The sequence below is a fragment of the Geobacter hydrogenophilus genome, from assembly GCF_018501225.1.
Classification (GTDB): domain Bacteria; phylum Desulfobacterota; class Desulfuromonadia; order Geobacterales; family Geobacteraceae; genus Geobacter; species Geobacter hydrogenophilus.
Genome location: NZ_JAHCZI010000001.1, coordinates 263,025 through 288,252, shown reverse-complemented (window position 1 = coordinate 288,252; position 25,228 = coordinate 263,025). Strand labels below are relative to the sequence as shown.

Annotated in this window: 21 protein-coding genes; 20 read left to right on the top strand and 1 reads right to left on the bottom strand. The window is 61.1% G+C overall.

Going from position 1 to position 25,228, the window contains the following annotated elements; all coding sequences use genetic code 11:
* Positions 1 to 36: 36 nt before the first annotated feature.
* Positions 37 to 1,989: a molecular chaperone HtpG gene (gene htpG / locus KI811_RS01260; RefSeq protein WP_214184674.1), complete on the bottom strand. Its 1,953-nt coding sequence runs from the start codon at positions 1,987 to 1,989 to the stop codon at positions 37 to 39.
* Positions 1,990 to 2,308: 319 nt separating this feature from the next.
* Between htpG and KI811_RS01255 the strand changes: the two genes are divergently transcribed.
* The 20 genes from KI811_RS01255 to KI811_RS01160 all read left to right on the top strand — a co-directional run bounded on the left by KI811_RS01255 (position 2,309) and on the right by KI811_RS01160 (position 25,193).
* Complete coding sequence (locus KI811_RS01255; RefSeq protein WP_214184673.1) at positions 2,309 to 4,564, top strand: ATP-binding protein; 2,256 nt, start codon at positions 2,309 to 2,311, stop codon at positions 4,562 to 4,564.
* 110 nt (positions 4,565 to 4,674) lie between these two features.
* Positions 4,675 to 6,150 (top strand): anthranilate synthase component I, encoded by a 1,476-nt coding sequence (trpE, locus tag KI811_RS01250; RefSeq protein ID WP_214184672.1) that lies wholly within the window; start codon positions 4,675 to 4,677, stop codon positions 6,148 to 6,150.
* A gap of 1 nt (position 6,151) precedes the next feature.
* Complete coding sequence (locus KI811_RS01245) at positions 6,152 to 6,724, top strand: aminodeoxychorismate/anthranilate synthase component II (protein WP_214184671.1); 573 nt, start codon at positions 6,152 to 6,154, stop codon at positions 6,722 to 6,724.
* Between the two features lie 66 nt (positions 6,725 to 6,790).
* Positions 6,791 to 7,843, top strand: coding sequence for an anthranilate phosphoribosyltransferase (gene trpD / locus KI811_RS01240; protein ID WP_214184670.1), 1,053 nt, complete (start codon positions 6,791 to 6,793; stop codon positions 7,841 to 7,843).
* Between the two features lie 3 nt (positions 7,844 to 7,846).
* A complete protein-coding gene (gene trpC / locus KI811_RS01235; protein WP_214184669.1) occupies positions 7,847 to 8,647 on the top strand; it encodes an indole-3-glycerol phosphate synthase TrpC in 801 nt (266 codons plus the stop codon).
* Between the two features lie 22 nt (positions 8,648 to 8,669).
* On the top strand, positions 8,670 to 10,025 hold the full coding sequence (locus KI811_RS01230) for a TrpB-like pyridoxal phosphate-dependent enzyme (RefSeq protein WP_214184668.1): 1,356 nt from the start codon (positions 8,670 to 8,672) through the stop codon (positions 10,023 to 10,025).
* A gap of 4 nt (positions 10,026 to 10,029) precedes the next feature.
* A complete protein-coding gene (locus KI811_RS01225) occupies positions 10,030 to 10,638 on the top strand; it encodes a phosphoribosylanthranilate isomerase (protein WP_214184667.1) in 609 nt (202 codons plus the stop codon).
* 121 nt (positions 10,639 to 10,759) lie between these two features.
* Complete coding sequence (locus KI811_RS01220) at positions 10,760 to 11,044, top strand: hypothetical protein (RefSeq protein WP_214185133.1); 285 nt, start codon at positions 10,760 to 10,762, stop codon at positions 11,042 to 11,044.
* Between the two features lie 156 nt (positions 11,045 to 11,200).
* Positions 11,201 to 11,617: a hypothetical protein gene (locus KI811_RS01215; RefSeq protein ID WP_214184666.1), complete on the top strand. Its 417-nt coding sequence runs from the start codon at positions 11,201 to 11,203 to the stop codon at positions 11,615 to 11,617.
* Between the two features lie 77 nt (positions 11,618 to 11,694).
* Complete coding sequence (locus KI811_RS01210) at positions 11,695 to 12,159, top strand: hypothetical protein (RefSeq protein ID WP_214184665.1); 465 nt, start codon at positions 11,695 to 11,697, stop codon at positions 12,157 to 12,159.
* A gap of 126 nt (positions 12,160 to 12,285) precedes the next feature.
* The gene (locus KI811_RS01205; protein WP_214184664.1) at positions 12,286 to 12,714 is read left to right on the top strand and encodes a macro domain-containing protein; all 429 of its coding nucleotides are present in this window, start codon (positions 12,286 to 12,288) and stop codon (positions 12,712 to 12,714) included.
* A 90-nt stretch (positions 12,715 to 12,804) separates the two neighbouring features.
* Positions 12,805 to 13,995, top strand: coding sequence for a tryptophan synthase subunit beta (gene trpB, locus KI811_RS01200; RefSeq protein ID WP_214184663.1), 1,191 nt, complete (start codon positions 12,805 to 12,807; stop codon positions 13,993 to 13,995).
* Positions 13,996 to 14,381: 386 nt separating this feature from the next.
* A complete protein-coding gene (locus KI811_RS01195; RefSeq protein ID WP_214184662.1) occupies positions 14,382 to 15,029 on the top strand; it encodes a transglycosylase SLT domain-containing protein in 648 nt (215 codons plus the stop codon).
* Positions 15,030 to 15,196: 167 nt separating this feature from the next.
* Positions 15,197 to 15,700: an LEA/WHy family protein gene (locus KI811_RS01190; protein ID WP_214184661.1), complete on the top strand. Its 504-nt coding sequence runs from the start codon at positions 15,197 to 15,199 to the stop codon at positions 15,698 to 15,700.
* On the top strand, positions 15,697 to 17,601 hold the full coding sequence (locus KI811_RS01185) for an ABC-F family ATP-binding cassette domain-containing protein (protein ID WP_214184660.1): 1,905 nt from the start codon (positions 15,697 to 15,699) through the stop codon (positions 17,599 to 17,601). Before KI811_RS01190 ends, KI811_RS01185 begins: the two co-directional genes overlap by 4 nt.
* Before the next feature lie 114 nt (positions 17,602 to 17,715).
* Entirely contained in the window at positions 17,716 to 19,917 is a 2,202-nt protein-coding gene (locus KI811_RS01180; protein WP_214184659.1) for a methyl-accepting chemotaxis protein, read from the top strand.
* 41 nt (positions 19,918 to 19,958) lie between these two features.
* Entirely contained in the window at positions 19,959 to 20,756 is a 798-nt protein-coding gene (trpA, locus tag KI811_RS01175) for a tryptophan synthase subunit alpha (RefSeq protein WP_214184658.1), read from the top strand.
* Positions 20,757 to 20,852: 96 nt separating this feature from the next.
* Positions 20,853 to 21,695 carry an acetyl-CoA carboxylase, carboxyltransferase subunit beta gene (gene accD / locus KI811_RS01170; protein ID WP_214184657.1) on the top strand — a complete coding sequence of 281 codons (843 nt, stop codon included), beginning with the start codon at positions 20,853 to 20,855 and terminating at the stop codon, positions 21,693 to 21,695.
* A 116-nt stretch (positions 21,696 to 21,811) separates the two neighbouring features.
* Positions 21,812 to 23,086, top strand: coding sequence for a bifunctional folylpolyglutamate synthase/dihydrofolate synthase (locus tag KI811_RS01165; RefSeq protein ID WP_214184656.1), 1,275 nt, complete (start codon positions 21,812 to 21,814; stop codon positions 23,084 to 23,086).
* A gap of 13 nt (positions 23,087 to 23,099) precedes the next feature.
* Positions 23,100 to 25,193 carry an LPS-assembly protein LptD gene (locus KI811_RS01160; RefSeq protein WP_214184655.1) on the top strand — a complete coding sequence of 698 codons (2,094 nt, stop codon included), beginning with the start codon at positions 23,100 to 23,102 and terminating at the stop codon, positions 25,191 to 25,193.
* Positions 25,194 to 25,228 lie beyond the last annotated feature (35 nt).

Genomic DNA, 25,228 nt, shown 5'->3' with positions numbered 1-25,228 from the left:
TCACCGACTCCCCTTTGTTCAGTTATATCCCCTGAATTACTCCCCTGCAGCCGCCTTACCGTCCGCCACCATCAGCTCCGCCACGAGCCGGGTAAACCGGAGCGGGTCGGTGATGGGGGAGCCTTCGGTGAGGAGGGCCTGGTCGTAGAGGAGGTCGCAGTAGTCGGCCAGCCGCGGGTTGGCCTTGTCCTTGCCGAAGAGGTTTGCCATCACCTGCATGATCGGGTGGTCCGGGTTCAGTTCCAGGATCCGCTTCGAGTCGGGGACATCCTGGTTCATGGCCCGGAGGATCCGCTCCATGTTGGCGTTGAGGCCGTGTTCGTCGGCCACGAGACAGCAGGCGCTGTCGGTGAGGCGGCTGGAGAGCCGCACTTCCTTGACCCGCGCGTCAAGCTTCTCCTTCACGAAGGAGAGAAGGTCGCCATACTGTTTGGCCGCCTCTTCCCGCTTGGCCTCCTGCTCCTTCTTCTCCTCCTCGGTGGCGGGGATGACGTCGCCCCGGTCCACGGCCTTGAGTTTCTTGCCGCCGTATTCCGTGACCCCCTGTACCACCCACTCGTCCACTGGGTCGGTCAGGAAGAGGACTTCGTACTCCTTCTTCCGGAAGATCTCCAGGTGGGGGGACTGCTCCAGGGCTGCGCGGCTCGTGCCGGTGATGAAGTAGATCTCCTCCTGCCCCTCGGGCATCCGCTCCACGTACTCCTTGAGGGAGGTGAACTCCCCCGCGTCGGTCTTCGTGCTCTCGAAGAGGAGGAGGTCCTGGAGCTTATCCCGGTTGGCGTAGTCGAAGTGGACCCCTTCCTTGAGCACCTGGCCGAACTCCTTGTAGAAGGTGAGATAGTCGTCGGCCTCCTTCTCCCGCATCTCGGAGAGGGTCGAGAGAATTTTGCCCACCAGGCTCTTCTGGATCCGCTTGATCTGGACATCTTCCTGGAGGATCTCCCGGGAAACGTTAAGCGGTAGATCACTGGAGTCCACCACCCCCTTGACGAAGCGGAGGTAGTCGGGGATGAGCTGCTCGCAGGAGTCAGTGATGAAGACCCGGCGAACGTAGAGCTGGACCCCTTTTTTGCGCTCGGGCATGAAGAGGTCGAAGGGCTTGTGGGCCGGCAGGTAGAGGAGCGCCTTGAACTCGCTCACCCCTTCCGCGGAGTAGTGGATGGTCTTCAGGGGCTTCTCGAAATCGTGGGAGACGTGCTTGTAGAACTCCTCGTACTCCTCGTCGGTCACCTCGCTCTTGGCCCTGGTCCAGATGGCCTTCATGGAGTTGAGGGTCTCCTCCACGGTCTTCTCGATGGTGCCGGCCCCCTCGATCTCCTCGCCGTTCACCCCCTTGGGGACCTCGGTCCGCGTCACGTCCATGACGATGGGGTACTGGACGTAATCCGAGTACTTCCGGACGATGGAGCGGATTTTCCACTCGTCCAGGTACTCCTTCATCTCTTCCTTCAGGTGGAGGGTGATTTCGGTGCCGCGGGTCTCCTTGGCAGTTTCCTCCACGGTGTAGGTGCCGTCGCCGGTGGACTCCCACCGGACCCCCGCAGCCTTGTCGTGACCGGCCCTACGGGTGACGAGGGTGACCCGGTCGGCCACCATGAACGAGGCATAGAAGCCGACCCCGAACTGGCCGATGAGCTCCGGGTGCTCTGCCACGTTCTGCTCCTTCAGGTTCGCCAGGAACGCCTTGGTCCCCGAGTGGGCGATAGTGCCGATGTTTTTCTCCACCTCCTCCAGGGTCATGCCGACGCCGTTGTCGCGGATGGTGATGGTGCCGGCCTCTTTATCGGGAATAAGCTTGATCTTTCCTTCCGGCTCCCCCTCGATGACCGCCACGTTCTGGTGGGACTCGAAGAGGACCTTGTCGATGGCGTCGGAGGCGTTGGAGATGAGCTCCCGGAGGAAGATGTCCTTGTTGGAGTAGAGGGAGTGGATCACGAGGTCGAGGAGCTGCTGGACCTCGGTTTCGAATTTCTTGGTGGTCTTCGTCATGGGATGTGTCTTCTCCTTTGTGTCGGTGTGGTGGTTGCGTGGTCCTTAACCTAATCATCGTCGGGACGAATTTCAAGGGGGATGATAGGGCAAGCGTGACATCCTCTCAATATCTAGAAAGTAAGTGAGGAGTGTGCTACTAATTGAAACTGTTTTGTGAATTTGTACTGTTTTCTTTGCAGTGCCGAGGTATTGCGCACGATTCAGGAGCAATTTCTCACGTGATTTGTATTGTCATTCTGGTCTTGATCGTTTCGGCGAGCGTAAGTCATTCCTTGATGACCGTGCGCCTGAAGGCATTATGGACGTTGGAGAAACCGTGAAACAAAAACCGACTTTCAGAAATGCCCTGCTGGTTGCCCTGCTGGTTGCGGCGGTTGTTCCGGTGATCGCGGTAGGTATGATAGCTCTCATGATCGAGCACAAGAACCTGCTCGATCATGTGGGCACCACCAATCTCACCCTTTCCCGCAGCGTTGCCCGCGAGGTGACGGCAAGCCTCCGGGAGCCCTTGGGGTTTATCGAGCACATCGGCAAGGTTATGGAACGGGAGGACGGCAAGGCCAGGGAACAGGCCAGGCGGCTCCTGGAGGAAGTCAGGGCCATCGGGCTCTTTGAGTCGGTCTATCTGGTCGACCGCCACGGCAGGGTTGTCGATGTCGCCTTTGCCCCGAATGTGTCGGCATCGCCGCGTGTTTACGTGGGCATGGACCTGTCGAATCTGCCGGTTCTGCGCGAAACGATCAACCGGGGAAGAATCAGCCGCTCGACGGTATTCCTTTCGCCTGCAACCGGCGATCCGGCGGTGATGTTCGCCGCGCCAGCGGGAGAAGGTACGGTTGTCGGCACCGTGGGGCTCCGGGTTCTGAGCAGAATTGCCGAACAGGTTAAGCCTGACGACGACGGTTCGGTTATTATCGTCAGCAGGCTCGGGAAGATTATCGGGCATCACGACTACACGCTGGTGCAGCGGCAGACCGACCTGGGAGGGATGGAGATCGTTCGCGCCGGGGTTGCGGGGAGGGTCGGAACCTACACCTATACCGTGGATGGTGTGGAACGGCTTGGCAGCGTGGTGCGGATGCCGGAGACAGGGTGGCTCGTAATCGTAGAGGTCCCCCTTGCAAAGGCCCTGGCTCCCGTCAAGCGGATCGAGTCGATTTTCTGGTTTGGCGCCGTGTCGACCATCCTTCTGGCCATCCTGCTGGCGCTTTGCGGCCGGGCCGTGGTTTTGCGGCCCTTGACGGCGCTCGTGGCCAGTGCACGGGAGATCGCCCGGGGCAATTACGCCTTTGTCCCGCCTCCTCCTAGTTTCCGCGAGGTCGACGAACTCGTGGACAGCTTCAGCGCCATGACCGACGCGGTCCGTGGGCGGGAGCGGGATTTGCGCGACCGCAACGAAGAACTCGCCATGACCGAGGAGGAACTGCGTCAGCAGATCGACGAGTATCAGACAAGCCAGGATCATCTGGGCGAGAGCGAGGAGCGGTACCGCCTGCTCGTGGAATCGTCACCCGACGCCATCGTCATCCACTGCGAAGGGCGCTATGTCTTTGCCAATCCGGCCGCCCTCCTGCTGTACGGTGCCAACCATTCCGACCAGTTGGTGGGGCGCCCGATCACCGATTTTGTCCATCCCGACAGCCGCGAGGTGGTGGCCGAACGGATCAAGAGCCTCTACGCGGAGCGCAAGCCGGTTCCCCTCTGCGAGCAGCGGATATTTCGCCTGGACGGCACGGTGGTCGACGTCGATGTGATCGGCATCCCTTTCACCTTCAACGGTCAGCCGGCCGTGCAGGTTGTTCTGCGCGACATCACCCGGCGGAAGCTGGCCGAGGAACGGATCCGTCGCCTCAACGAGGAGTTAGAGCAGCGGGTGAACGAGCGGACCCTCCTGCTAGAAACCGCCAACCGTGAGCTGGAATCGTTCAGTTACTCGGTTTCACACGACTTGCGGGCGCCTCTGCGCCACATCGACGGATTCAGCGCGGCACTCATGGAGGATTGCGGCGCTTCACTGCCGGAAGCGGCGATGCCCTACCTTGAGAAGATCAAGAATGCTTCCCGGCGAATGGGGCAGCTCATCGACGATCTCCTTGATCTTTCCCGCGTCTCCCGCAGTGCCATGCGCCGGGAGTCCGTCGATCTGAGCCGGATGGTGAGGGAGTTGGCGCGGGAGTATAAGGAGTCCCAACCGGACCGGCGGGTTGAATTCGAGATCGCCGATGGTATCGTGGCAAAGGGGGACCCGACGCTCCTTCGAGTGGCCCTTGCCAACCTCATGGACAACGCCTGGAAGTACACGGGGAAGAAGGAATCCTCCCACATCCGGTTCGGCGAAACCGTAATCGACGGCGAGCGTGTCATCTACGTCAGTGATGACGGTGCCGGTTTCGACATGCGTTACATTGATAAACTTTTCGGGCCCTTCCAACGGCTCCACCGAGCCGATGAGTTCGAGGGGACCGGTATCGGCCTCGCCACGGTCCAGCGGATCGCGCAGCGGCATGGCGGCCGTGTCTGGGCCCGGGGCGAAGAAGGGGAGGGGGCGACGTTCTACCTTGCCCTTCCGTAACCATCCCGGTTCCTTGACACTCTCCCGTCCCCTGTGCTAGTTTGAACTCCTTTAAAAAACAGCGTTTCCGGGCATTTCCCCTGTCTGTTTTCCCTTGAGCGGAGCCTCCCGTGTACTTTCCCGATTTCAAGACCTTCCGGTCCCTGGCCACCCAAGGCAACCTGATTCCCGTCTGCCGCGAGATCATGGCCGACATGGACACGCCGGTCAGCGCCTTCCGCAAGATCGACGACGGTTCCTACTCCTTCCTCCTGGAGAGTATCGAGGGTGGTGAGAAGTGGGGCCGTTATTCCTTTCTCGGTTCCAATCCAGCCACCGTCATCCGGACCCGCGGCACCACCGTGGAGATCGTCACCAACGGCCAAGTCCGCGCTGTGACCAGCGACGACCCCCTGGGCTTTGTGCGGGAGTACCTTGCCCGGTTCCGGCCCGTGGAGATCCCCGGACTCCCCCGCTTCTTCGGCGGCGCCGTGGGGTATCTGGGGTACGACATGGTGCGCCACTTCGAGCGGCTTCCCACGGAGAAGCCGGCCGTCATCGGGGCCTGGGATTCCTGCTTCGTCATCACCGACACGATCCTGATCTTTGACACCATGCGGCAGAAGATCACCGTGGTTTCCAACGCCCATCTGGAGGATGGACAGGCTCCCGAGGCCGCCTATGCCGAGGCCATTGCCCGGGTGGACGCCCTCATCGCCAAACTCCGGGCCCCCCTGCCGGCAATGCCGGCGGCGCCGGCGGTGCGCACCGTCTCCTTCTCGTCCAACGTCCCTCGCGAAGCCTTCGAGGCGGCGGTGGAAAAATGCAAGGAGTACGTCCGGGCCGGGGACATCATCCAGGTGGTCCTCTCCCAGCGCTTCTCCGGTGAGCTGACCGTGGAACCCCTCGCCATCTACCGGGTGCTCCGGACCCTGAACCCCTCTCCCTACATGTTCTTCCTCCGCATGGACGACACCCTGGTGGTGGGGGCCTCCCCTGAGGTCATGGTCCGCAAGGAGGGGGGGCGGGTGGAGCTTCGCCCCATCGCCGGCACCCGCCCCCGGGGCGCAACTCCGGAGCAGGACGAGCACCTTGCCGAGGAACTCCTGGCCGACCCCAAGGAGCGGGCCGAACACGTGATGCTCGTGGACCTGGGGCGCAACGACCTGGGGCGCGTCTGCCGGAACGGCACCGTCCGGGTGTCGGAGCTCATGGTCATCGAGCGGTACTCCCACGTGATGCACATCGTCTCCAACGTGGAGGGGGAACTGGTCGAGGGAAAGGACGCCTTCGACGTGGTGCGGGCCACCTTCCCTGCCGGCACCCTCTCCGGCGCCCCCAAGGTGCGGGCCATGGAGATCATTGACGAGTTGGAGCCGGTCCGCCGCGAGGTCTACGGCGGCGCGGTGGGTTACTTCTCCTTCTCCGGCAACATGGATCTCGCCATAGCCATCCGCACCCTCGTCATCCGCGACGGCATGGTGCACCTCCAGGCCGGGGCCGGCATCGTGGCCGACTCGAACCCGGCTGCCGAGTACCAGGAGACGGTCAACAAGGCCATGGCGGTGGTGAAGGCCATCGAGACGGCGGAAAAGGGGTTGGACTGACATGCTCCTGATGATCGATAACTACGATTCCTTCACCTACAACATCGTCCAGTACTTCGGCGAACTGGGGGAGGAGGTGCGGGTCTACCGCAACGACGGTATCACCCTGGAGGAGATTGAGCGCTTGGCGCCCGAGCGCATTGTCATCTCACCCGGTCCCTGCTCACCCGAGGAGGCGGGGGTCTCCGTCGCCGCCATCCGGCACTTTGCCGGCAAGATTCCGATCCTCGGCGTCTGTCTCGGCCACCAGTCCATCGGTGCCGCCTTTGGCGGGAAGGTTGTCCGCAGCTCCACCCTCATGCACGGCAAGACTTCCCCCATCCACCACAACGGCCAGGGGCTCTTTCGGGGGCTTCCCAACCCCTTCAACGCCACCCGCTACCATTCGCTGGTGGTGGAACGGGCCAGCTTTCCCGACTGCCTTGAGATCACCGCCTGGGTGGAGGAGGGGGAGGTCATGGGGCTTGCCCACAAGGATCTGCCGGTCTGGGGGGTCCAGTTCCATCCCGAGTCGATCCTCACCGAGGGGGGGATGGACCTCTTGCGGAATTTTCTGGAGATGACACGGTCGTAGGGGCGCCGCTTGCTGCGCCCATTTCCAAGCAGGGCGCGGCAAGCGGCGCCCCTACAGGTGAACCCAATGATCAAGAAAGCAATTGCCAAGGTTGTCGAGCGGATCAATCTTACCGAAGCCGAAATGATCGAAGTCATGGACCAGATCATGTCCGGCGAGGCTACTTCGGCCCAGATCGCCTCCTTCATCACCGCCCTCCGGATGAAGGGGGAAACGGTGGCGGAGATCACCGGCGCGGCCCGGGTCATGCGGGACCGTGCCACTCCCATCCGGGTCGGTAAGGGGGTGCTCGACATCGACCGGGACGACATCAACATCGACCAGGAGACGATCCTGGACGTGGTCGGCACCGGCGGGGACGGCACCAATACCTTCAATATCTCCACCACCGTTTCCTTCGTGGTTGCGTCCTGCGGGGTGAAGGTGGCCAAGCACGGCAACCGGGCCGTGTCGTCGGCCTGCGGCAGCGCCGACGTGCTGGAGTCCCTGGGGGTCAGCCTGGACGTGACCCCGGAAACCGTGGAGAAAGCCATCGCGAAGATCGGCATCGGCTTCCTCTTCGCCCCGGCCCTCCACGGCGCCATGAAACACGCCATCGGCCCCCGGAAGGAGATCGGCATCCGGACCATCTTCAATATCCTCGGCCCCCTCACGAACCCGGCCGGCGCCGACTGTCAGGTCCTCGGCGTCTACCGGGAGGATCTCGTGGAGCCCCTGGCCCATGTCCTTCACAAGCTTGGCTGCAAGCGCGGTTTTGTGGTCTTCGGCATGGACGGCATGGACGAGATTACCCTGACCCGCGAAACCCGCATCGCCGAAGTGACCCGGGAAGGGGTGACGGTGAGGACCATCACGCCGGAGGAGTTCGGTTTTGCCTCCTGTCCTCCCGGTGATCTCCGGGGCGGCGACGCCGCAGGCAACGCCCGCATCGTTCGCAGCATCCTGGAAGGGGCCACGGGGCCCAGGCGGGACGTGGTGCTTCTGAACGCTGCCTATGCCCTCGTGGCCGCTGGCAAGGCCATGGACCCGGCCGAGGGTATCCGCCTCGCCGCCGAGGCCATTGATTCGGGCCGCGCCCTGGCGAAACTGGAAGAACTCATCACCCTCACCAACGAGTGACCCATGACCGATACCCCTGACATCCTGAAAAAAATAGTCGAACACAAGCGGGGCGAAGTGGCTGCGGCCCGGTCCGCCACCCCCCTTGCCGAACTGAAGGCCCGCATCGCCGACCTGGAGGATCAGCCCCGGGGCTTCGAGCGGGCACTGCGGGACTGCCAAGCCTCCGGCTGGACGACTGTCATCGCCGAGGTAAAGAAGGGGTCCCCCTCCAAAGGTCTCATCCGCCCCGACTTCGACCCCTTGGAGATCGCCGAGACCTACGAGCAGAACGGTGCCGCGTGTCTCTCGGTCCTGACCGATGAGCACTTTTTTCTGGGAAACCTCCGCTACCTGGCCCTGATCCGTGAGCAGGTGCGGCTGCCGCTGTTGCGCAAGGATTTCCTCTATGACCCGTACCAGGTCTTCGAGGCCCGGGCCGCCGGGGCCGACGCCATCCTTCTCATCGCCGCCATGCTGGAACTGGAGCAGATCCGCGAACTGGCCGGGATCGCCAGGGAGCTTTCCCTGGATGTGCTTCTGGAGGTCCACGACGAGCCGGAGATGGAAACGGCCCTTGCCTCCGGCTGCACCCTCATCGGCATCAACAACCGCAACCTCCGCACCTTTGTCGTGGATCTTGCCACCACCGAGCAACTCCTCCCCATGGTCCCCGCCGACCGGTTCGTCGTGGCCGAGAGCGGCGTGAACACCCGCGACGACGTCCTCCGCCTGCAGGCCGCCGGCGCCCACGGCTTCCTCATCGGCGAGTCCCTCATGCGGGAGGAGGACATCGGGGCCAAGCTGCGGGAACTGTTGGGATAATTACGGACTCAAAGGAGAGCCGATGCAGACCAAGATATTGCTGGACGAGAGCCGCATCCCGACCCACTGGTACAACATCATCCCCGACATGCCGGGTTCCCTGGCGCCGGTCATCAACCCCCGGACCCTCCAGCCGGTGACCCCCGACGACCTCCTCCCCATCTTCCCCATGGCCATCATTGAGCAGGAGGTCTCCGGTGAGCGGTGGATTCCGATCCCCGATGAGGTGCGGGAGATCTACCGGCTCTGGCGGCCGTCCCCCCTCTACCGGGCCCGGCGGCTGGAGCAGGCCCTCGGCACCCCGGCGAAGATCTACTACAAGTACGAAGGGGTGTCGCCGGCCGGCTCCCACAAGCCCAACTCCGCCATTCCCCAGGCCTTCTACAACAAGCAGGCGGGCATCCGGCGCCTCGCCACCGAGACCGGCGCCGGCCAGTGGGGAAGCTCCCTGGCCCTGGCCTGTTCCATGTTCGGCCTTGAGTGCACTGTCTACATGGTGAAGGTGTCGTGCACCCAGAAGCCGTACCGCAAGAGCATGATGCAGCTCTGGGGGGCCAACGTGATCCCGTCGCCGTCGGAGTTCACCAACGCCGGGCGCTCCATCCTGGCCCACGACCCGGACAGCAACGGGAGCCTCGGCATCGCCATCTCCGAAGCGGTGGAGGACGCCGCATCCCGCGCTGACACCAACTACGCCCTGGGGAGCGTCCTGAACCACGTCTGCCTCCACCAGACCGTCATCGGCCAGGAGGCCAAGGAGCAGCTGGCCCTGGCCGGCGACTACCCCGACGTGGTCATCGCCTGCTGCGGCGGGGGCTCCAATTTTGCCGGCACCGCGTTCCCGTTCCTGGCCGACCGGGCCGCCGGGAAAAACGTCCGCTGCCTGGCCGTGGAGCCCGCCTCCTGCCCGACCCTCACCAAGGGGGTCTACGCCTTCGACTACGGCGACACAGCCAAGATGGCCCCCATCGCCATGATGTACACCCTGGGGCACGACTTCATGCCGCCAGGGATCCACGCCGGGGGCCTCCGCTACCACGGCGAATCGCCCCTGGTGTCGCAGCTGCACCACGCGGGGCTCATCGAGGCCAAGTCATACCGGCAGACCGCCTGCTTCGAGGCGGCCCATCTCTTCGCCCGGAGCGAGGGGATCGTTCCGGCCCCCGAGTCATCCCACGCCGTCCGGGCCGCCATTGACGAGGCGGTCATCGCCAAGGAGGAGGGGAAGGAAAAGACCATCCTCTTCTGCCTCTCGGGCCACGGCCAGCTGGACATGGGGGCCTACGACGCCTACCTCTCCGGCGGTCTGGAGGATTTCGAGTATCCCGAGGAGATGATCCGGGAGTCACTGGCGCGGCTGCCGAAGGTGGACCTGTAAACGGATGATTCGCGTCAAGATCTGCGGCATAACGTCCCTGGAGGACGCCCTCATGGCGGTGGAGGCCGGCGCCGACGCCCTCGGCTTCGTGTTCCACGAACAATCCCCCCGCCACGTGACACCTGAGGAGGCTGCCGGCATCATCGCGGCACTCCCGCCGTTCATCCAGACGGTGGGGCTCTTCGTCAACCGTCCCCTCGAATTCGTCAACGAAACGGCGGTCCGCTGCCGCATTGATCTTGTCCAACTCCATGGCGACGAGCCCCCCGAGTTCTGCGATGCCGTGGAGCGCCGGGTGATCAAGGCGTTCCGAGTGCAGGACATCACGAGCCTCGACCCGATCCGCCACTACCGCGTTGCGGCCCACCTCCTGGACGCCTATTCCCCCACCGCCTACGGTGGCACCGGCCTCACCTTCAACTGGGACATTGCGAAGTCAGCCAAGGAGTTCGGCCCGGTCATCCTCGCCGGCGGACTCACCCCTGACAATGTTCGGGAGGCGGTGGAAGCGGTGATGCCCTATGCCGTGGATGTCTCGGGCGGCGTGGAAAGCTCTCCGGGCCGGAAAGATGGGGCCAAGGTCCGGGAGTTCATTCGGCGGGCTAAGGGGTAGAGGACTGGAAGGGCGGGACAATCTATCGGAAAAGGGGACGGAAGGATTTCCATCCCCTTTTGTCGTTTGATAATTGAGGGACTGGTTACCATGAAATTTCGATTTGGGATTCCGAAATTTCATGGTATTCCGAACCGGTGCCCGGCGCGATGAAGCGTACTTCTGGGGTGTGCATACCGGCGCGGAACTGGACCTGTTGATCCGGCAAGACGGGCGGAATATCAGGTTCGAATTCAAGCTGACGCGGTCACCCAAGGTAACCCCGTCGATGCGTTCGGCCCGGGAAGTTCTTGGGCTGGATCGTCTTTACGTTGTTTGCCATGGGGCGGGAGAACCCTGGCCCCTTTCCGAAGGGATCATCGCCCTGCCGGCCATGTGTCTGGCATCTCCGAACTGGAGGCCTTGAACGGAGATTGGCTGTGCTGAGTTGCACTGACGGAGCGAAAACAGGAGAGGGTCCCCAATTTCCCACTTGGCTTCCATCTATATCTATATAGCCAAGACCCATAAAGATAACGGGTGATTTACGAGTTGAACAACACAAAAAACAGGGGAAACTAGCATGTCAGTTGAAATTATCCTTGCTGGAATCGTGGGATTTCTAACAGGAAGCGTAGTGACGTTTTTTGCATTCAAATCAAAAACCAAAGAGACTCGAAATGATAGTCTTTCGGTAATAACGTACCCGTACAAGGAAGTACACGGGGAAAATGGCTGGTTTTCAGATGACAGAAGTGCAGTTGTAGGCTACAAATTTCAACTGCTTGTGAATGGTATTCCATGTTTTGAGCCACACAAAATTCCAGTGGAGACTTTTAGTAAAAAAGAAGTTAACACAGAACGCATTGAACAGGCATCGAACCAAGTCGTGAACATGATAGAGAAAATAGCTTCAATGCACCCTGCAATCGCAGCTCTAAAATCAGTGCCAGAACTAACTGATAAAGCGATGAAAATTGTTTCTAAGGCAAATAACTAAAATTCAACCAGACGGCGGCACACATACGCTGATGCGCTGGTGCGCCTTGTGGCGGTTGAACATATGAGGCAAATTGTATGAATAAAAATGAAAATGATAAAAAGACCAAAGAGTACATAGTCGATGTTACGGCAGAGAAACAAAACCGAATGCAACTATTAACTGGTGGCTTAGCTGGTGCTGGATTTGCGACAATTTTAGCCTATGTAACCCGTGAAAAATTAACAGAATCACTGTCTATATCATTATGGTTTTTAGCCGCGGCATTACCGTTTCATCTTCACTGTCTTTTTTATACTAATTTGTTTGAAGCTAATGTGAAAATACCAGACGCAGCTTACCTCAGAATAGGAGTTGTGAACAGTATTGGAGGAATTTTATCATTAGCAGGTTATGTGTTCTTGTTTAGGCACTTTGGCTCATTGTATGGTTGGGTTTTCATGGTTGCAGGATTACTTGCTTTTTGGGGCAGTGTCCCGATTATGAATCATTTGAAAAAAGGGATTCCTCTACCAAGCCTGACTAATGACGAAAAACCTTGAGAAGGGAGTCAGCCCCTGAAAGTGATTCGATTTGAACTTAATTCAACAATGCCGTTGGACACCTACTGGGCGAATAAGCTTGCCCTGACGAGTCAACCGCGCAGCCGTTAACCACAGGATTCCCCAATGAAGGAAACAACCGGCAACATCTGGGATCACCTCGGAAAGGCGATTATCTGCATCACTACCAACGGTCACCTGATGAAGAACGGAGAGGCCGTCCTGGGCCGCGGCTGCGCCCGACAGGCCCGGGAGCATTTCCCCGATCTGCCGTTGCGTCTCGGTGGGTTGCTGTCCGAAGGGGGCAACCACGTTCACGCCATCGGCGACAGTCTTGTCAGCTTCCCCGTTGAAGAGAGCCCTTGGGCAACTCCCGACCTGCGTCTCATCCGGCGTTCCGCGGGAGAGCTCCGGGCACTGGCAGACCGCGAGGGGTGGACCCGCATCATCGTCCCCCGTCCCGGGTGCGGCGGTGGCGGACTGGCTTGGCAGGATGTGCGGCCGCTCCTGGCGGATATCCTTGATGACCGGTTTACGGTGATAACCGCCCCTTGATGGGGCTTTCCCTGATGTGCGAGAATGGTCAGCCTCAGTTCCTGGATATCAGCCAATGTGACCAATTACGAATACAACAATGGAGGATACATGAAATTACCCGACAAACAGGGCCACTTCGGCCAGTTCGGCGGCCGCTACGTGCCGGAAACCCTCATGCCGGCGCTCCTGGAGCTGGAGAAGGCCTACAACCACTACAGGAACGACCGCGAGTTCAAGGAGGAGTTCGACTACTACCTCCGTCAGTACGTGGGGCGGCCCAATCCCCTCTACTACGCGGAAAAGCTCACGAAGAAGCTGGGGGGGGCGAAGATCTACCTGAAGCGCGAGGACCTGAATCACACCGGCGCCCACAAGGTGAACAACACCATCGGCCAGGGGCTTCTGGCCAAGCGGATGGGGAAGAAGCGGGTCATCGCCGAGACCGGCGCTGGCCAGCATGGGGTGGCCACTGCCACCATCGCGGCTCTCTTCGGCATGGAGTGCGAGGTCTTCATGGGGGAGGAGGATATCCGGCGCCAGGCCCTGAACGTCTTCCGGATGAAGCTCCTGGGGGCGAAGGTCACGCCGGTGACCGCCGGCACCGCCACCCTCAAGGACGCCATGAACGAGGCCATGCGGAACTGGGTGACCTATATCCACAATACCTTCTACGTGATCGGCACCGTGGCCGGGCCTCACCCCTATCCGGTGATGGTCCGGGACTTCCAGTCTGTCATCGGCCGGGAGGCCAAGGCCCAGCACAAGAAGATCGAGGGGCGGCTCCCCGATGTGCTGGTGGCGTGCGTCGGCGGCGGCAGCAACGCCCTGGGGCTCTTCTATCCGTTCCTCAATGACCGGGAGGTCCGGATGGTCGGCGTGGAGGCTGCGGGCCACGGCATCGCCTCCGGCGCCCACGCGGCGCCCCTGTGCGCCGGGACGGTCGGCGTTCTCCACGGCAACAAGACTTACCTCCTTCAGGATGAGTTCGGCCAGATAGCCAATGCCCACTCCATTTCAGCCGGCCTCGACTACCCCGGTGTCGGCCCTGAGCACGCTTGGCTCAAGGATTCCGGGAGGGCCGAGTATGTGTCGGTCACCGACGAGGAGGCCCTGGACGCCTTCACGCTCCTGACCCGGGAGGAGGGGATCATGCCGGCCCTGGAGTCGTCCCACGCCATCGCCCACGTGGTGAAGCTGGCGCCGACGCTGCCACAGGAGCAGACCATCGTTGCCTGCCTCTCGGGAAGGGGGGACAAGGATATCCACACGGTGGCCGACGCCATGGGGGTACAGTTTTAGTAATTGTAAAAATGAACACTATGCCGAAAAAATGCCTTTGTAACATATTGAAAATACAGGCTAATATAAAAAAATAGCTTGACATTGCTATCTGTTTTACCGTATAACACGATTCGTCCGTAAAATAGAACGGACACGGGGAAAGGACCCACTTTGGGTCCTTTTGCCGTTTCTGAGTTGAAAGTGTTTCATTAAAGATATACGTCAGCTATTTTCTTGGACCATGGCGACTCTGTCGCACAACCGGGAGACCTGGAAATCCAGTCGTCTCTACATCAAAGAAAGGAGTTATTGGCCGGTGCCGGTCCTGCGCGTTCGTCGCGCATGTCCCGTTCCGTTTCGTTGACCGTCCGGCAAAGCCTCAAAAACCGACCCAAAAAACGCCTATGAAAAAAATGATCCTCCTATCGGCAGTCATGATGCTTACTGGTGTTTCCTGCAACCAGACCGCTCTGCGCCGGGACCCCGTCACGGTGGTCCTCAGCGAATCCGGTGTTGACCTGGAAGTCCGTCGGCTCATGGACCAGGGTATCGAGTTGGATGAACGTCAACGACAGGCACGGGCCATTGCCACGGTGTTTGCGCGACGCACCACCCCCGAGCGGGCCCACCGGCTCGCATCCCTCTGCTACCTGAAAACCCTCGGTACCGATTTCATGCCCCTCGACCTTGCCGAACTGGCCTTGGCCGAAACCGGTTCCATCGGCTTCGACCCGAAGGCGATTTCCTCGAAGGGTGCCCTCGGTGTCTGGCAGCTCATGCCCTATCGGGCAGAGAGCCACGGATTCAACCCCCACGAGATGGTCAATGACGAAAAATGCGCGGAGGCCGCTGTTCGAGAGCTGGCCACCAAGCTCGACATGGCCCGCGGCAATCTGGTGAGGGCAAAGAAACTCTACTGCGGCGTCGGTCCCGAAGCCGATGCCTACGAAATCAAGCGCCGCCGCTACCAGCGCGAGATCCTGAGGGAGCTCGGCACTCCCCTCCACGTCCGGGCCGCGGATTTGCGCTTCTCGTTCGCCAAGGTCTCATAGCGCTGCCGCAGGCGAGCAGGACAGCCCGTAACGAAAGGGCGGACTTCGCAAGGAGTCCGCCCTTTTTCGTGCTGCGTGTCGATGCTCGCGGGAGCTGAATTCTTCCGGTGAGGCGTGCGGATGTGGTAAGGTGGGGGAGCAAATCGCGGAGATGTCAGGAGGGTTGCATGAGAAAGCTGTTGATTTTGGTTGTATGTCTGATTTTCTGTGCCGGCTGTTCGCTGATTCTGGATAAGCCGGAAGTGAAAGTCAGGGATTTGAATGTTGTCGGGATCGGCGTCGAGGGGGTGGAGCTCGAGTTCCTCCTGACGGTCACCAACCCCAATTCGTTTCCCCTGGTCCTGAACGGCTACACCTATGATCTGAACGTCATGGCGCTCCCGCTCACCAAGGGGGGGAAGCGCGAGCGGATCGAGTTCCCCGCCGATAAGGCCACTGATGTGCGGCTTCCCTTCAAGGTCGCTTACGGAGACCTGTGGGAAATCCTCAAGCGCCAGCCAGACCAGAATAAGATTCCCTATCGGCTGAACGCCGGGCTCGAGGTGGAAACCCCCTTTGGCACCACCACGGTGCCGGTGAGCAAGGAGAGTGAGTTTGCCGTGCCGGAGCGCTACCGTACTTCCGGTATTCTCAAGGGTGTCACCGACTTGCTGAAAGGTTTCCGGCAATGAATGTCATCGATGTTGTCGGGCTCGCCAAGAGTTTCGGCTCCCGCACGGTCCTCGACGGTGTCACCTTTGCCGTGGGCGAGGAGGAGAAGGTGGGGCTCATCGGCGTCAACGGCTGTGGCAAGTCTACCCTCATGCAGATCCTTGCGGGGCTTGAGGAGCGGGACGGAGGCACCATCATGACGCGCCGCGGCGCGTCCATCGGCTACCTCTCCCAGGAGCCGCTCCTTGACGACGGACTCACCATCGGCGAGGAGATTGAGCAAGGTCTTGTGGAGATCCGGCGGGTCATGACCGAGTACGAGGGGGTGACGGCTCAACTCGCCGAGCCGTCGCCGGACCATGAGCGGCTGCTGGAGCGCCAGGGGGAACTGGCCACCTGGATCGAGCACCATGGCGGCTGGAACACCGATCACCGGGTGGCGGAGATCATGACCCACCTGGGGATCCCGGACCGGAGCCGACGGATCGGCGACCTCTCCGGCGGGACGAAGCGGCGGGTGGCCCTGGGGCGCCTCCTCCTCCAGGCCCCGGATCTCCTCCTCCTGGACGAGCCCACCAACCACCTGGACGCCGACACTGTCCAGTGGCTCCAGGAGCACCTCATGGCCTATCCCGGCGCGGTGCTCCTCATAACCCACGACCGCTACTTCCTCGACCAGGTGGTGGGGAGGATGCTGGACCTGGAGCGGGGCCTGATTACTGCATACAGCGGCGGTTACTCCAGCTACCTCATCCAGCGGGAGGAGCGGTTGGCCCAGGAGGCCCGGGGGCACGACCGGCTCCTGAATCTCCTTCGGAACGAGACCGCCTGGATGCAGCGGGGTCCCAAGGCCCGCACCACCAAGCAGAAGGCCCGCATCGACCGGTTCCACGACCTGGAGGGCCGCGCCCGGGTGGAGACGGCCCGGGAGACGACCATCGCCTTCACCCCCGGCGATACCCTGGGGGGCACCATCATGGAGCTCCAGGGGGTGCGGAAGTCCCTGGGGGGACAGCTCCTGGTGGACGACCTCACCTTCCTCATGAAGCGCGGCGACCGGGTCGGGATCATTGGCCCCAACGGCTGCGGCAAGACCACTTTGATGCGGATGATCATGGGGGAGGAGCCGCCCGATGGGGGGACGGTGGTAATCGGCGCCAAGACCCGCATCGCCTACTTTGACCAGAACCGGGAAATCCTCGATCCGTCACAGACCCTCTATGATTTTCTCGGTGAGGGGGATTACGTGACGGTGGGGGGTGAACGGCGCCACAAGATCGGCTACCTGGAGGAGTTCCTCTTTCCGCCGTCGGACCGGATGCGGCGGATCGCCACCCTCTCCGGTGGCGAGAAGAGCCGCCTCATCCTGGCGCGCCTCATGCTTGCCGACGCCAACCTCCTCGTGCTGGACGAGCCCACCAACGACCTCGACATCCCGACGCTGCAGCTTCTGGACGATGCCCTGACCCGGTTTCCCGGCTGTATCCTCATGGTGACCCACGACCGCTTTTTCCTCGACAAGGTGGCAACGGGCATCCTCTCCTTCGAGGGAGAGGGGAGGGCCGTCTTCTACGAAGGGAACTACACCCTCTACCGGGAGCTGAGAGCACAAAACCTGAAAGAAGAGAGCAAGGGAGGGAGTGGCAGGCCCGTTGCGGCACCGCAAGCGGTACGCGAACGGCCCCGCAAGAAGGGGCTCACCTTTGCCGAACGGCAGGAGCTCGAGCGGGTCGAGGCGGAGATCGCCCACCTGGAGCTCCGGACGGCCGAAGTGGAGGCCGCCCTGGCGGACCCGGCCGCCTATGCCGGGGCACCGGGGGGGATTGCGGCCCTCTCCACGGAATTCGCCCATCTGGGAGAGAAGCTGGAGGAACTTCTCCTTCGCTGGGAAGAGCTTGAAACCAAGCGGTCCGAGGCGTAGCCCCGGCAACTCGGGAAACCGCGTCGGGAGCCTCTTTTCGCTTGAAAAATCAGACCTTGGCTGTTATATCAAGACCAGTTGATTATTAAATTTTTCATGCGCAGGGGCACTGTTATGCTCAAGGATATGAAACTCGGCGTACGGCTCATCGGATCCTTCATCATTATGGCCGTCATCGTGGCGGTGACCGGATTGATCGGCATCCGGAGCATCAGCATGGTTTCAAGCCGTGTCGGAACTGTCCTGCAGGAACGGTACGATCAGCAGAAGGTGGCGCTCCAGCTCCAGTCGGCCGAGCGGACCGTCCGGGCGGACCTCCTTGAGGGCCTGATGGGGCACCTTGACGAAAAGGGAATGAAGGAGCACACCGACTCATATACCAAGAACCGCGATTTCATCCGCCGTTACTCCAAGGGGCTCCTCAAGGGGGACGAGACGCTGGGGCTCCACCCGGCACCCAAGGACAGCGTCATGGAATCCCACGCCGAGACTCTCATCGAGACGTGGGGCGAATACGAAAAGGTTGCCGAGAAGATCATTGCATACAAAACCGCTGTAATTGCCGGCCAACAGACTCCGTCCACGCTGTCCGAGTCCCGCCTAATCTCGGAGCTTTCCGGTGCCAGCGAGTTTGTTGCCCGTGATATCGACGACCTCATCGAAACGGTCAAGGAGATGATGAAGGATGTGGGGAAGGAAACGGGGCGGATAAAAACCTCCGTAACCATAACCTTCATTTTCGTGATTATCGGTGCCGCGGCCCTTGCCTTTTCGTTCGGCATTGTTGCCACCCGCAACATCATTCGCCGGGTCGATCAGATGGTCAAGGCCGTGAAGAGCGGTGCCGAGGGGGATCTCTCCTCCCGGGTGCCCATTACGTCGGAGGATGAGCTCGGCCGACTCGGCGATGACTTCAATACCATGCTGGAGAAGCTCGGCGAACTCGTTAAGAAGGTGAATCGATCCCTGGTGGAGGTGGGACAGATTTCGGCCAACATCTTCGAGGCTTCCCGCCGGGTCCTCGCCGCAGCCGAGGTTCAGGCCGAAGGGGTTTCCCAGACATCCTCCGCGGTAACCGAGATCAATGCTTCCATTAAGGAGGTTTCCGCGGGGGTCGACAGTCTTTCCCTCTCGGCGTCGGAAACGTCATCATCCATCCTGCAGATGGCCGCAAGCATCGAAGAGGTGGCCCTGAACGCGGAGGCCCTGGCCCAGTCCGTGGAGGAAGTGAGTTCCTCGGTCGTGGAGATGGTGGCCTCCATCAAGCAGATCAGCGGCAGTGTCTCAAGCCTCATGGAGGCGACCTCGTCCACCGCTTCTTCGGTGGCCGAGATGGACAGCACCATCAAGCAGGTTGAGAAGAACGCCATGGAGTCCGCAGCCATTTCCGAAGGGGTCCGACGCGACGCCGAAACGGGCAAAGCCTCGGTGGAGGCCACCATTGCGGGCATCAGCGAGATCAAGCGCTCGTCCCGGATTACCTCCGAGGTGATCGAAACCCTTTCGGAGCGGGTCAGCGATATCGGCGCCATCCTCTCGGTCATCGACGAAGTGGCCGAGCAGACCAACCTCCTGGCGTTGAACGCCGCCATTATTGCCGCCCAGGCAGGGGAGCACGGCAAGGGATTCGCCGTGGTGGCCGACGAGATCAAGGAGCTGGCCGAACGGACCTCCAGTTCCACACGGGAAATCTCCCAGCTCATCAAGGGGGTCCAGGACGAAACCGCCCGGGCCGTGGAGGCGATCGAGGTGGCCGAGAAGAGCATCGCCGACGGCGAGATCCTGTCGCAGCGGTCGGGCGAGGCCCTTGCCAAGATCGTCACCGGGGTCAAGGAGACCACCGATCAGGTGGAAAGCATCGCACGGGCCACCATGGAGCAGGCCAAGGGGAGCCAGATGATCCGGGAGGCCATGGAGCAGGTCTCCGACATGATCGGCCAGATCGCTAGTGCCACCCGTGAGCAGAGCAAGGGGAGCGACATGATCATGGGGGCTGCCGAGCGGATGAAGGGGCTCACTTCCCAGGTCAGGGTCTCCACCAAGGAGCAGGCAAAAGTCGGGAACTTCATTGCCAGTTCCACGGAGAATATCACCACCATGATCCGCCAGATCAAGAGGGCCTGCGACGAGCAGACCCGGGGGAGCGAGCAGATTATCCGCGCCGTTGAAAACATCCAGGAGTCAACGGATACAAACCTTGGGGCAGCCAAGATGATGGAGGACTCGGTCTCCCGTCTCTCCCGCCAGCTTGAAGTGCTTCAGGGAGAGATGAACAGCTTCAAGGTGGAAAATCAGGAAGCAGGGCCTAAGGGCTAGGGCCAGCAATAGAGTTGTCACCACCTCCGAAAGGTCTAACAATGAGTAGAATTGCCGGCACATTTGCTGAACTGAAAAAAAATGGGAGAAAGGCGCTTGTGACCTTTATCACTGCCGGTGATCCGGACCTTGCAACGACAGAGGAGCTGATTCCTCTCATGGCGCAAAGCGGCGCCGATGTCATCGAGCTTGGCGTCCCCTTTTCCGATCCCATGGCCGATGGCCCCACGATTCAACTCTCCTCCGAGCGTGCCCTGGCCGCCGGCACAACCTTGTCGAAGATTTTAGCTACGGTAAAATCTGTCCGGGGTCGCACCCAGGTCCCCATCGTCCTGATGGGATACTTCAACCCGATCTTCAGCTACGGCCTTGAACGGTTTGCCGCCGATGCGGCCGCGGCAGGGGTCGACGGCGTCCTGCTGGTGGATCTTCCCCCCGAAGAGGCGGGGGAGTTCAAGGCGTGCGCCGACCGGCACGGGATCGACGTCATTTTTCTCCTCACTCCGACATCTGACGAGACGCGGATCCGCACGGTGGCCACTCGTGCCCGCGGCTTCATCTACTATGTCTCCGTAACCGGCGTGACCGGTGTCCGCAGCGGCATAGAGGCATCGGTGGCCAACAACGTGAACATCATCAAGGAGCGCTCTACGGTGCCGGTGGCAGTGGGATTCGGCATCGCCACCCCCGAACAGGCCGGGGAGGTGGCTGCCACGGCCGACGGCGTGGTGGTCGGCAGCGCCATCGTGAAGCTTTTTGAGAAGCACCGGGGTAAGGAACTCAGGGGAGCACTGGCAACCTTTGTCTCATCGCTGAAGCAGGCAGTGGACCGGGGGTGATACGGCAATTGACTTTGTCGTCGATTTCTGGTACCAGAGGACTTCATTTTTACTAAAAATATCCGGGGCGTTGCTTGTTCCGACGGAGTGAAAGAGATGGCGTGGTTCAAACGCGACAAGGCGCCGGGCGCGGCAGACAAGAAGGTTAAGGTTCCCGAGGGGCTGCTTACCAAGTGCGTGAGCTGCAAGGCTAACCTCCTTACGAAGGATCTGGAGAAGAACATCAATGTCTGCCCCCAGTGCGGCCACCACTACCGGGTCTCGGCCCGGCAGCGGATAGATCTGCTCCTGGATGCGGGCAGCTTCAAGGAGCTTGATGCCGGTATGACGTCGGTGGACGTCCTCAACTTCAAGGATTCCAAGAGCTATCAGGATCGTATTCAGCAGGCGGTTGCCAAGGGGGGCTCCCGTGACGCCGTCATCTGTGGCGAGGGGGCAATTGATGCTATCCCGGTCCAGTTGGCCGTCTTCGACTTCTCCTTCATGGGGGGGAGCATGGGAAGCGTGGTGGGGGAGAAGATCACCCGCGCCATCGAGCGGGGGATCGAGAAGCGGACTCCGGTCATCATCGTCTCTGCGTCGGGCGGCGCCCGGATGCAGGAGAGCATCCTGTCGCTGATGCAGATGGCGAAGACTTCTGCGGCCCTGGCGAAACTCAAGGAACTGGGTCTTCCCTACATCTCCATCCTCACCGACCCCACCACCGGCGGCGTCACCGCCAGTTTTTCCATGCTGGGCGACATAAACATGGCCGAGCCCAAGGCCCTTATCGGTTTTGCCGGACCCCGGGTCATTGAGCAGACCATCCGCCAGAAGCTTCCCGAGGGGTTCCAGCGGGCCGAGTATCTCCTGGACCACGGCATGGTGGATGTGATTGTGGAGCGTAAAGATATGCGGGCAAAGCTGGCCCAGATCCTTTCGATGCTCTACCGCGGCTGAGCGGAGAGAGCGCGAGCGTTTGACCGGCAGGGGCGGAGGTATTCTATCCGCCCCTGCCTCGTTTTGGGTCAAAGCGGTGGATTTTCCCCCTCTCTTCCCGTATAATCCCGCCCGTCATGACCTACGAGGAGACGCTGGCACATATCTACGGTCTGCGGCGTTTCGGGATCAAACCGGGGCTCGGGCGCGTTGCCGCGCTTCTGGAGAGGCTCGGTAGTCCCCACGAGCGACTGCGGGTCGTTCACATGGCCGGGACCAACGGCAAGGGATCAACGGCGGCGTTTCTGTCATCCATCCTGACCACGGGAGGGTATCGGACCGGCCTCTTCACCTCTCCCCATCTCACCCGTTTCACCGAACGGATTCGCATTGACGGTGCCGAGATTGCCGAGTCTGCGGTCTCCCGCCTTGCCGGGCAGGTCATGGCGGCCGCCCCGGACGGCGCCACCTTTTTCGAGATTGTGACCGCCATGGCGCTCCTTCACTTTGCCGAGGAGCAGGTGGATATCGCCATCCTCGAAGCGGGGATGGGGGGAGGCTCTGACGCCACCAGCGTTGCCTCCGGCATCCTTTCCGTTATTACCCCCGTGGCCCTTGACCACTGCGAGTGGCTAGGCGATTCGCCGGCGGAAATTGCGCGGGAAAAGGCGGGAATCATCAGGGCGGGGAGGCCGGTGGTGCTTGCGGATCAACCGATGGAGGTTCTTGACGTTATCAAGGACCGGAGCAAGGCCCTCAACAGTCCCCTGGCGTGCTTCGGCAGCGATTTCAGCGCATCCTGGGGAACGGATGGGCTCGACTACCACGGGATGGGACGGGCGCTGACCGGCCTCACGCCGGGGATCGGCGGGCGTTATCAGGCCGTGAATGCGGCGACTGCCCTTGCTGCCGCGGAGCTTCTGACCTCCGTCGGCTACTCCTTTGCGGATGAAGCGCTCCGCGCCGGTATCTCACAAGCCCGCTGGCCGGGGAGAATGGAATATTTTGCCGGTCCCCCCCGGATCATTTTTGACGGGGCCCACAATCCGGCAGGTGCCCTGGCCCTGGCCGAATCCCTGGCGGGAGTGCCGCGCCGGCGTCTGATCGTGGTGGTCGGGGTCATGGGGGATAAGGATGTTGCCGGAATCCTCGGGCCGCTCCTTCCCCTGACTGACAAGGTGGTGGCGGTTACCCCGGCGGTGGAGCGGGGGGTGTCCTCGGCCGAGCTTGCCGCCTTGTGCCGCCGGCTGGGCGTTTCCGCTGCCGACGGCGGACGTGTGCCCGAAGGCCTAGCCATGGCCTGCGGCATGGCCGCAGCCGATGATCTGATCCTTGTCTGCGGCTCCCTCTTTACGGTGGGAGAGGCCCGGTCGGCGCTTCTCGCCCAGCGGTTCGAACCTTTCCGAGGATAAGCGACAGTTACCCATGGGAATTTATTCATACAGACACCTCCTTCTCTTCGCGCCATTTCTCCTTTCGGCGCCGGCACCGGCGTTGGCCCAGGGCGACGCGGGCGGCCCGATCCATGTGGAGGCGGATACCCTCACCCACGAGGCGGCCCAGGACCGCATCGAGGCCGCGGGGAGCGTCCGGATAAGGGGACGGGGGATGACGCTCCTGTCGGACAAGGCGCTCCTCTTCCCGGATCGCAATGAAGCCGAGGCCTTGGGAAACGTGTCCCTCAAGAGCGATGGCGACATGCTGCGCGCTGATCGGCTGCGGATCAACTACGAGGATGAGACGGGAGAGGTGGAGCAGGGAAACGCCTTCATCAGGAAGGGTAACTTTCACATCCGCGCCGCCCGGATGTACAAGCTGGGCCCCGACAGCTACCGGCTCGAGAAAGGAATCTTCACCACCTGCGACGCCGAGCGACCCAGTTGGAAGTTTTCGGCCTCTGACGTGAATGTCACCCTTGGAGAATACGCCACTGGCAAGCACGCTCTCTTCTACCTGAGCGACGTGCCGATCTTCTATTTCCCCTATATCGTGTTTCCGGTAAGGACGGAGCGGCAGTCGGGCTTTCTTACTCCCCGCGGCGGCAACTCCAGCAAGAAGGGGCTCACCTTTAACCTCGGCTACTACTGGGCCATCAGCCCGAGCCAGGATGCCACCATCAATCTCGACATCCAGAGCAAGCGCGGTGAAGGACTCGGCGTTGACTACCGCTACATCCGGAAGCGGGGAAGCGAAGGGAGTTTCCGCGGCTATGCCATCTACGACTCCAACCAGCAGCGGTTCCGGGGGGACATGAGTCAGAAGCATCAGGAAAACATTTCCGATACCTTCAACATCAAGTCGAATATCAACCTGGTCACCGACCGGAACTTCTACCGTGATTTCGCCGAACAGACCGGGGATTACAACCGGAACCAACTCGATTCGTCCCTCTCCCTCACCAAACAGTTCCACAGGCAGGTGCTCGTCGGAGAATTCAAATACGTGGAGGATCTGCGCGAGGAAATTCCCGACAACCGCAAGACGCTTCAGAAACTCCCGGTCATCAGCCTCTTCGGTGTCAGGGAGCGGCTCTTCGGTACGCCGCTCTTCATATCCCACGAATCGAGCTTCACCAACTTCTACCGCAGCGAGGGGATCAAGGGGCAACGGCTCGATATCCACCCGGTCCTGACCGCCTATGCGAAGCCCTTCGATACTATCGAGGCTACGGCATGGGCCGGCTACCGCCTTCGGCTCTACAATGCCTTTGACGTCCCCCCCAATGACCCTAACAATCTTCCGGAGGCCGACGGCCACCACGGCATGGGCCTCTTCACGGGGGGAGGGGCGCTCTCGTCAACCCTGGCACGGGTCTACGAGACAGGATACGCGGCCATTCCCAAGGTTCGCCATGTTTTGATCCCCGAGGTACGGTACAGTTTCGTGCAGAACCGGCAGCAGCAGGGGCTTCCCTTCTTCGACTACAACGACCGTCTCGTTCACGAAAACCGCGTCGTCTACTCCCTGGCCAACTATGTGACCGGCAAGTTCCCCGGTCCGGGAGGCAGTGACGAGTACCGGGAGCTGCTCTATCTGCGGCTTTCCCAGGGATACGACTTCAGCGGCGATCGGCGCGATCTCCTGACGCTCGTGGACAATAAGCGTCCTTTTACCGACGTGATGCTGGAGGCCAGGGTCAATCCCCTGAAACAGGTATCCCTCTCCCTTGACAGCCGGTTCAATGTGTATGATGACAACATCTCGACAACAGCCGTTTCCGCCGACGCAAAGGATGAACGCGGCAATAGCGTGGGGGTGACCTACCGCTTCGCCCGCGATGAGGTAGACTACCTGGAGGGGAGGGCCTCCGTTGCCCTGTTGAAGCCGGTGTTCCTGAGCTATGCTGCCCGCTACTCTTTTGACAAGAAGGACTTCCTGGAGTCGTTCTATTCCGCTGAATACCGGCACCAGTGCTGGAGTGTCAGCGTCACCTACCGGGATCGGGTCGACACGAAGGATTTCTTCGTGAACTTCAACCTGGCGGGGATCGGGTCGCTGGGGACGGTCAGGGTATTCTAGGTCCGGCAGGCTTCCAGCCGTATCGTATGATAAGA

Coding starts and splice junctions, on each gene's coding strand:
- KI811_RS01210 (WP_214184665.1), top strand. CDS start 11,695: ATGAATAAAAATGAAAATGATAAAAAGACCAAAGAGTACATAGTCGAT.
- trpD (WP_214184670.1), top strand. CDS start 6,791: ATGATCAAGAAAGCAATTGCCAAGGTTGTCGAGCGGATCAATCTTACC.
- KI811_RS01205 (WP_214184664.1), top strand. CDS start 12,286: ATGAAGGAAACAACCGGCAACATCTGGGATCACCTCGGAAAGGCGATT.
- KI811_RS01180 (WP_214184659.1), top strand. CDS start 17,716: ATGCTCAAGGATATGAAACTCGGCGTACGGCTCATCGGATCCTTCATC.
- trpB (WP_214184663.1), top strand. CDS start 12,805: ATGAAATTACCCGACAAACAGGGCCACTTCGGCCAGTTCGGCGGCCGC.
- KI811_RS01230 (WP_214184668.1), top strand. CDS start 8,670: ATGCAGACCAAGATATTGCTGGACGAGAGCCGCATCCCGACCCACTGG.
- KI811_RS01215 (WP_214184666.1), top strand. CDS start 11,201: ATGTCAGTTGAAATTATCCTTGCTGGAATCGTGGGATTTCTAACAGGA.
- KI811_RS01220 (WP_214185133.1), top strand. CDS start 10,760: ATGGTATTCCGAACCGGTGCCCGGCGCGATGAAGCGTACTTCTGGGGT.
- KI811_RS01225 (WP_214184667.1), top strand. CDS start 10,030: ATGATTCGCGTCAAGATCTGCGGCATAACGTCCCTGGAGGACGCCCTC.
- trpA (WP_214184658.1), top strand. CDS start 19,959: ATGAGTAGAATTGCCGGCACATTTGCTGAACTGAAAAAAAATGGGAGA.
- trpC (WP_214184669.1), top strand. CDS start 7,847: ATGACCGATACCCCTGACATCCTGAAAAAAATAGTCGAACACAAGCGG.
- accD (WP_214184657.1), top strand. CDS start 20,853: ATGGCGTGGTTCAAACGCGACAAGGCGCCGGGCGCGGCAGACAAGAAG.
- KI811_RS01190 (WP_214184661.1), top strand. CDS start 15,197: ATGAGAAAGCTGTTGATTTTGGTTGTATGTCTGATTTTCTGTGCCGGC.
- KI811_RS01160 (WP_214184655.1), top strand. CDS start 23,100: ATGGGAATTTATTCATACAGACACCTCCTTCTCTTCGCGCCATTTCTC.
- KI811_RS01245 (WP_214184671.1), top strand. CDS start 6,152: ATGCTCCTGATGATCGATAACTACGATTCCTTCACCTACAACATCGTC.
- KI811_RS01195 (WP_214184662.1), top strand. CDS start 14,382: ATGAAAAAAATGATCCTCCTATCGGCAGTCATGATGCTTACTGGTGTT.
- KI811_RS01165 (WP_214184656.1), top strand. CDS start 21,812: ATGACCTACGAGGAGACGCTGGCACATATCTACGGTCTGCGGCGTTTC.
- KI811_RS01185 (WP_214184660.1), top strand. CDS start 15,697: ATGAATGTCATCGATGTTGTCGGGCTCGCCAAGAGTTTCGGCTCCCGC.
- htpG (WP_214184674.1), bottom strand. CDS start 1,989: ATGACGAAGACCACCAAGAAATTCGAAACCGAGGTCCAGCAGCTCCTC.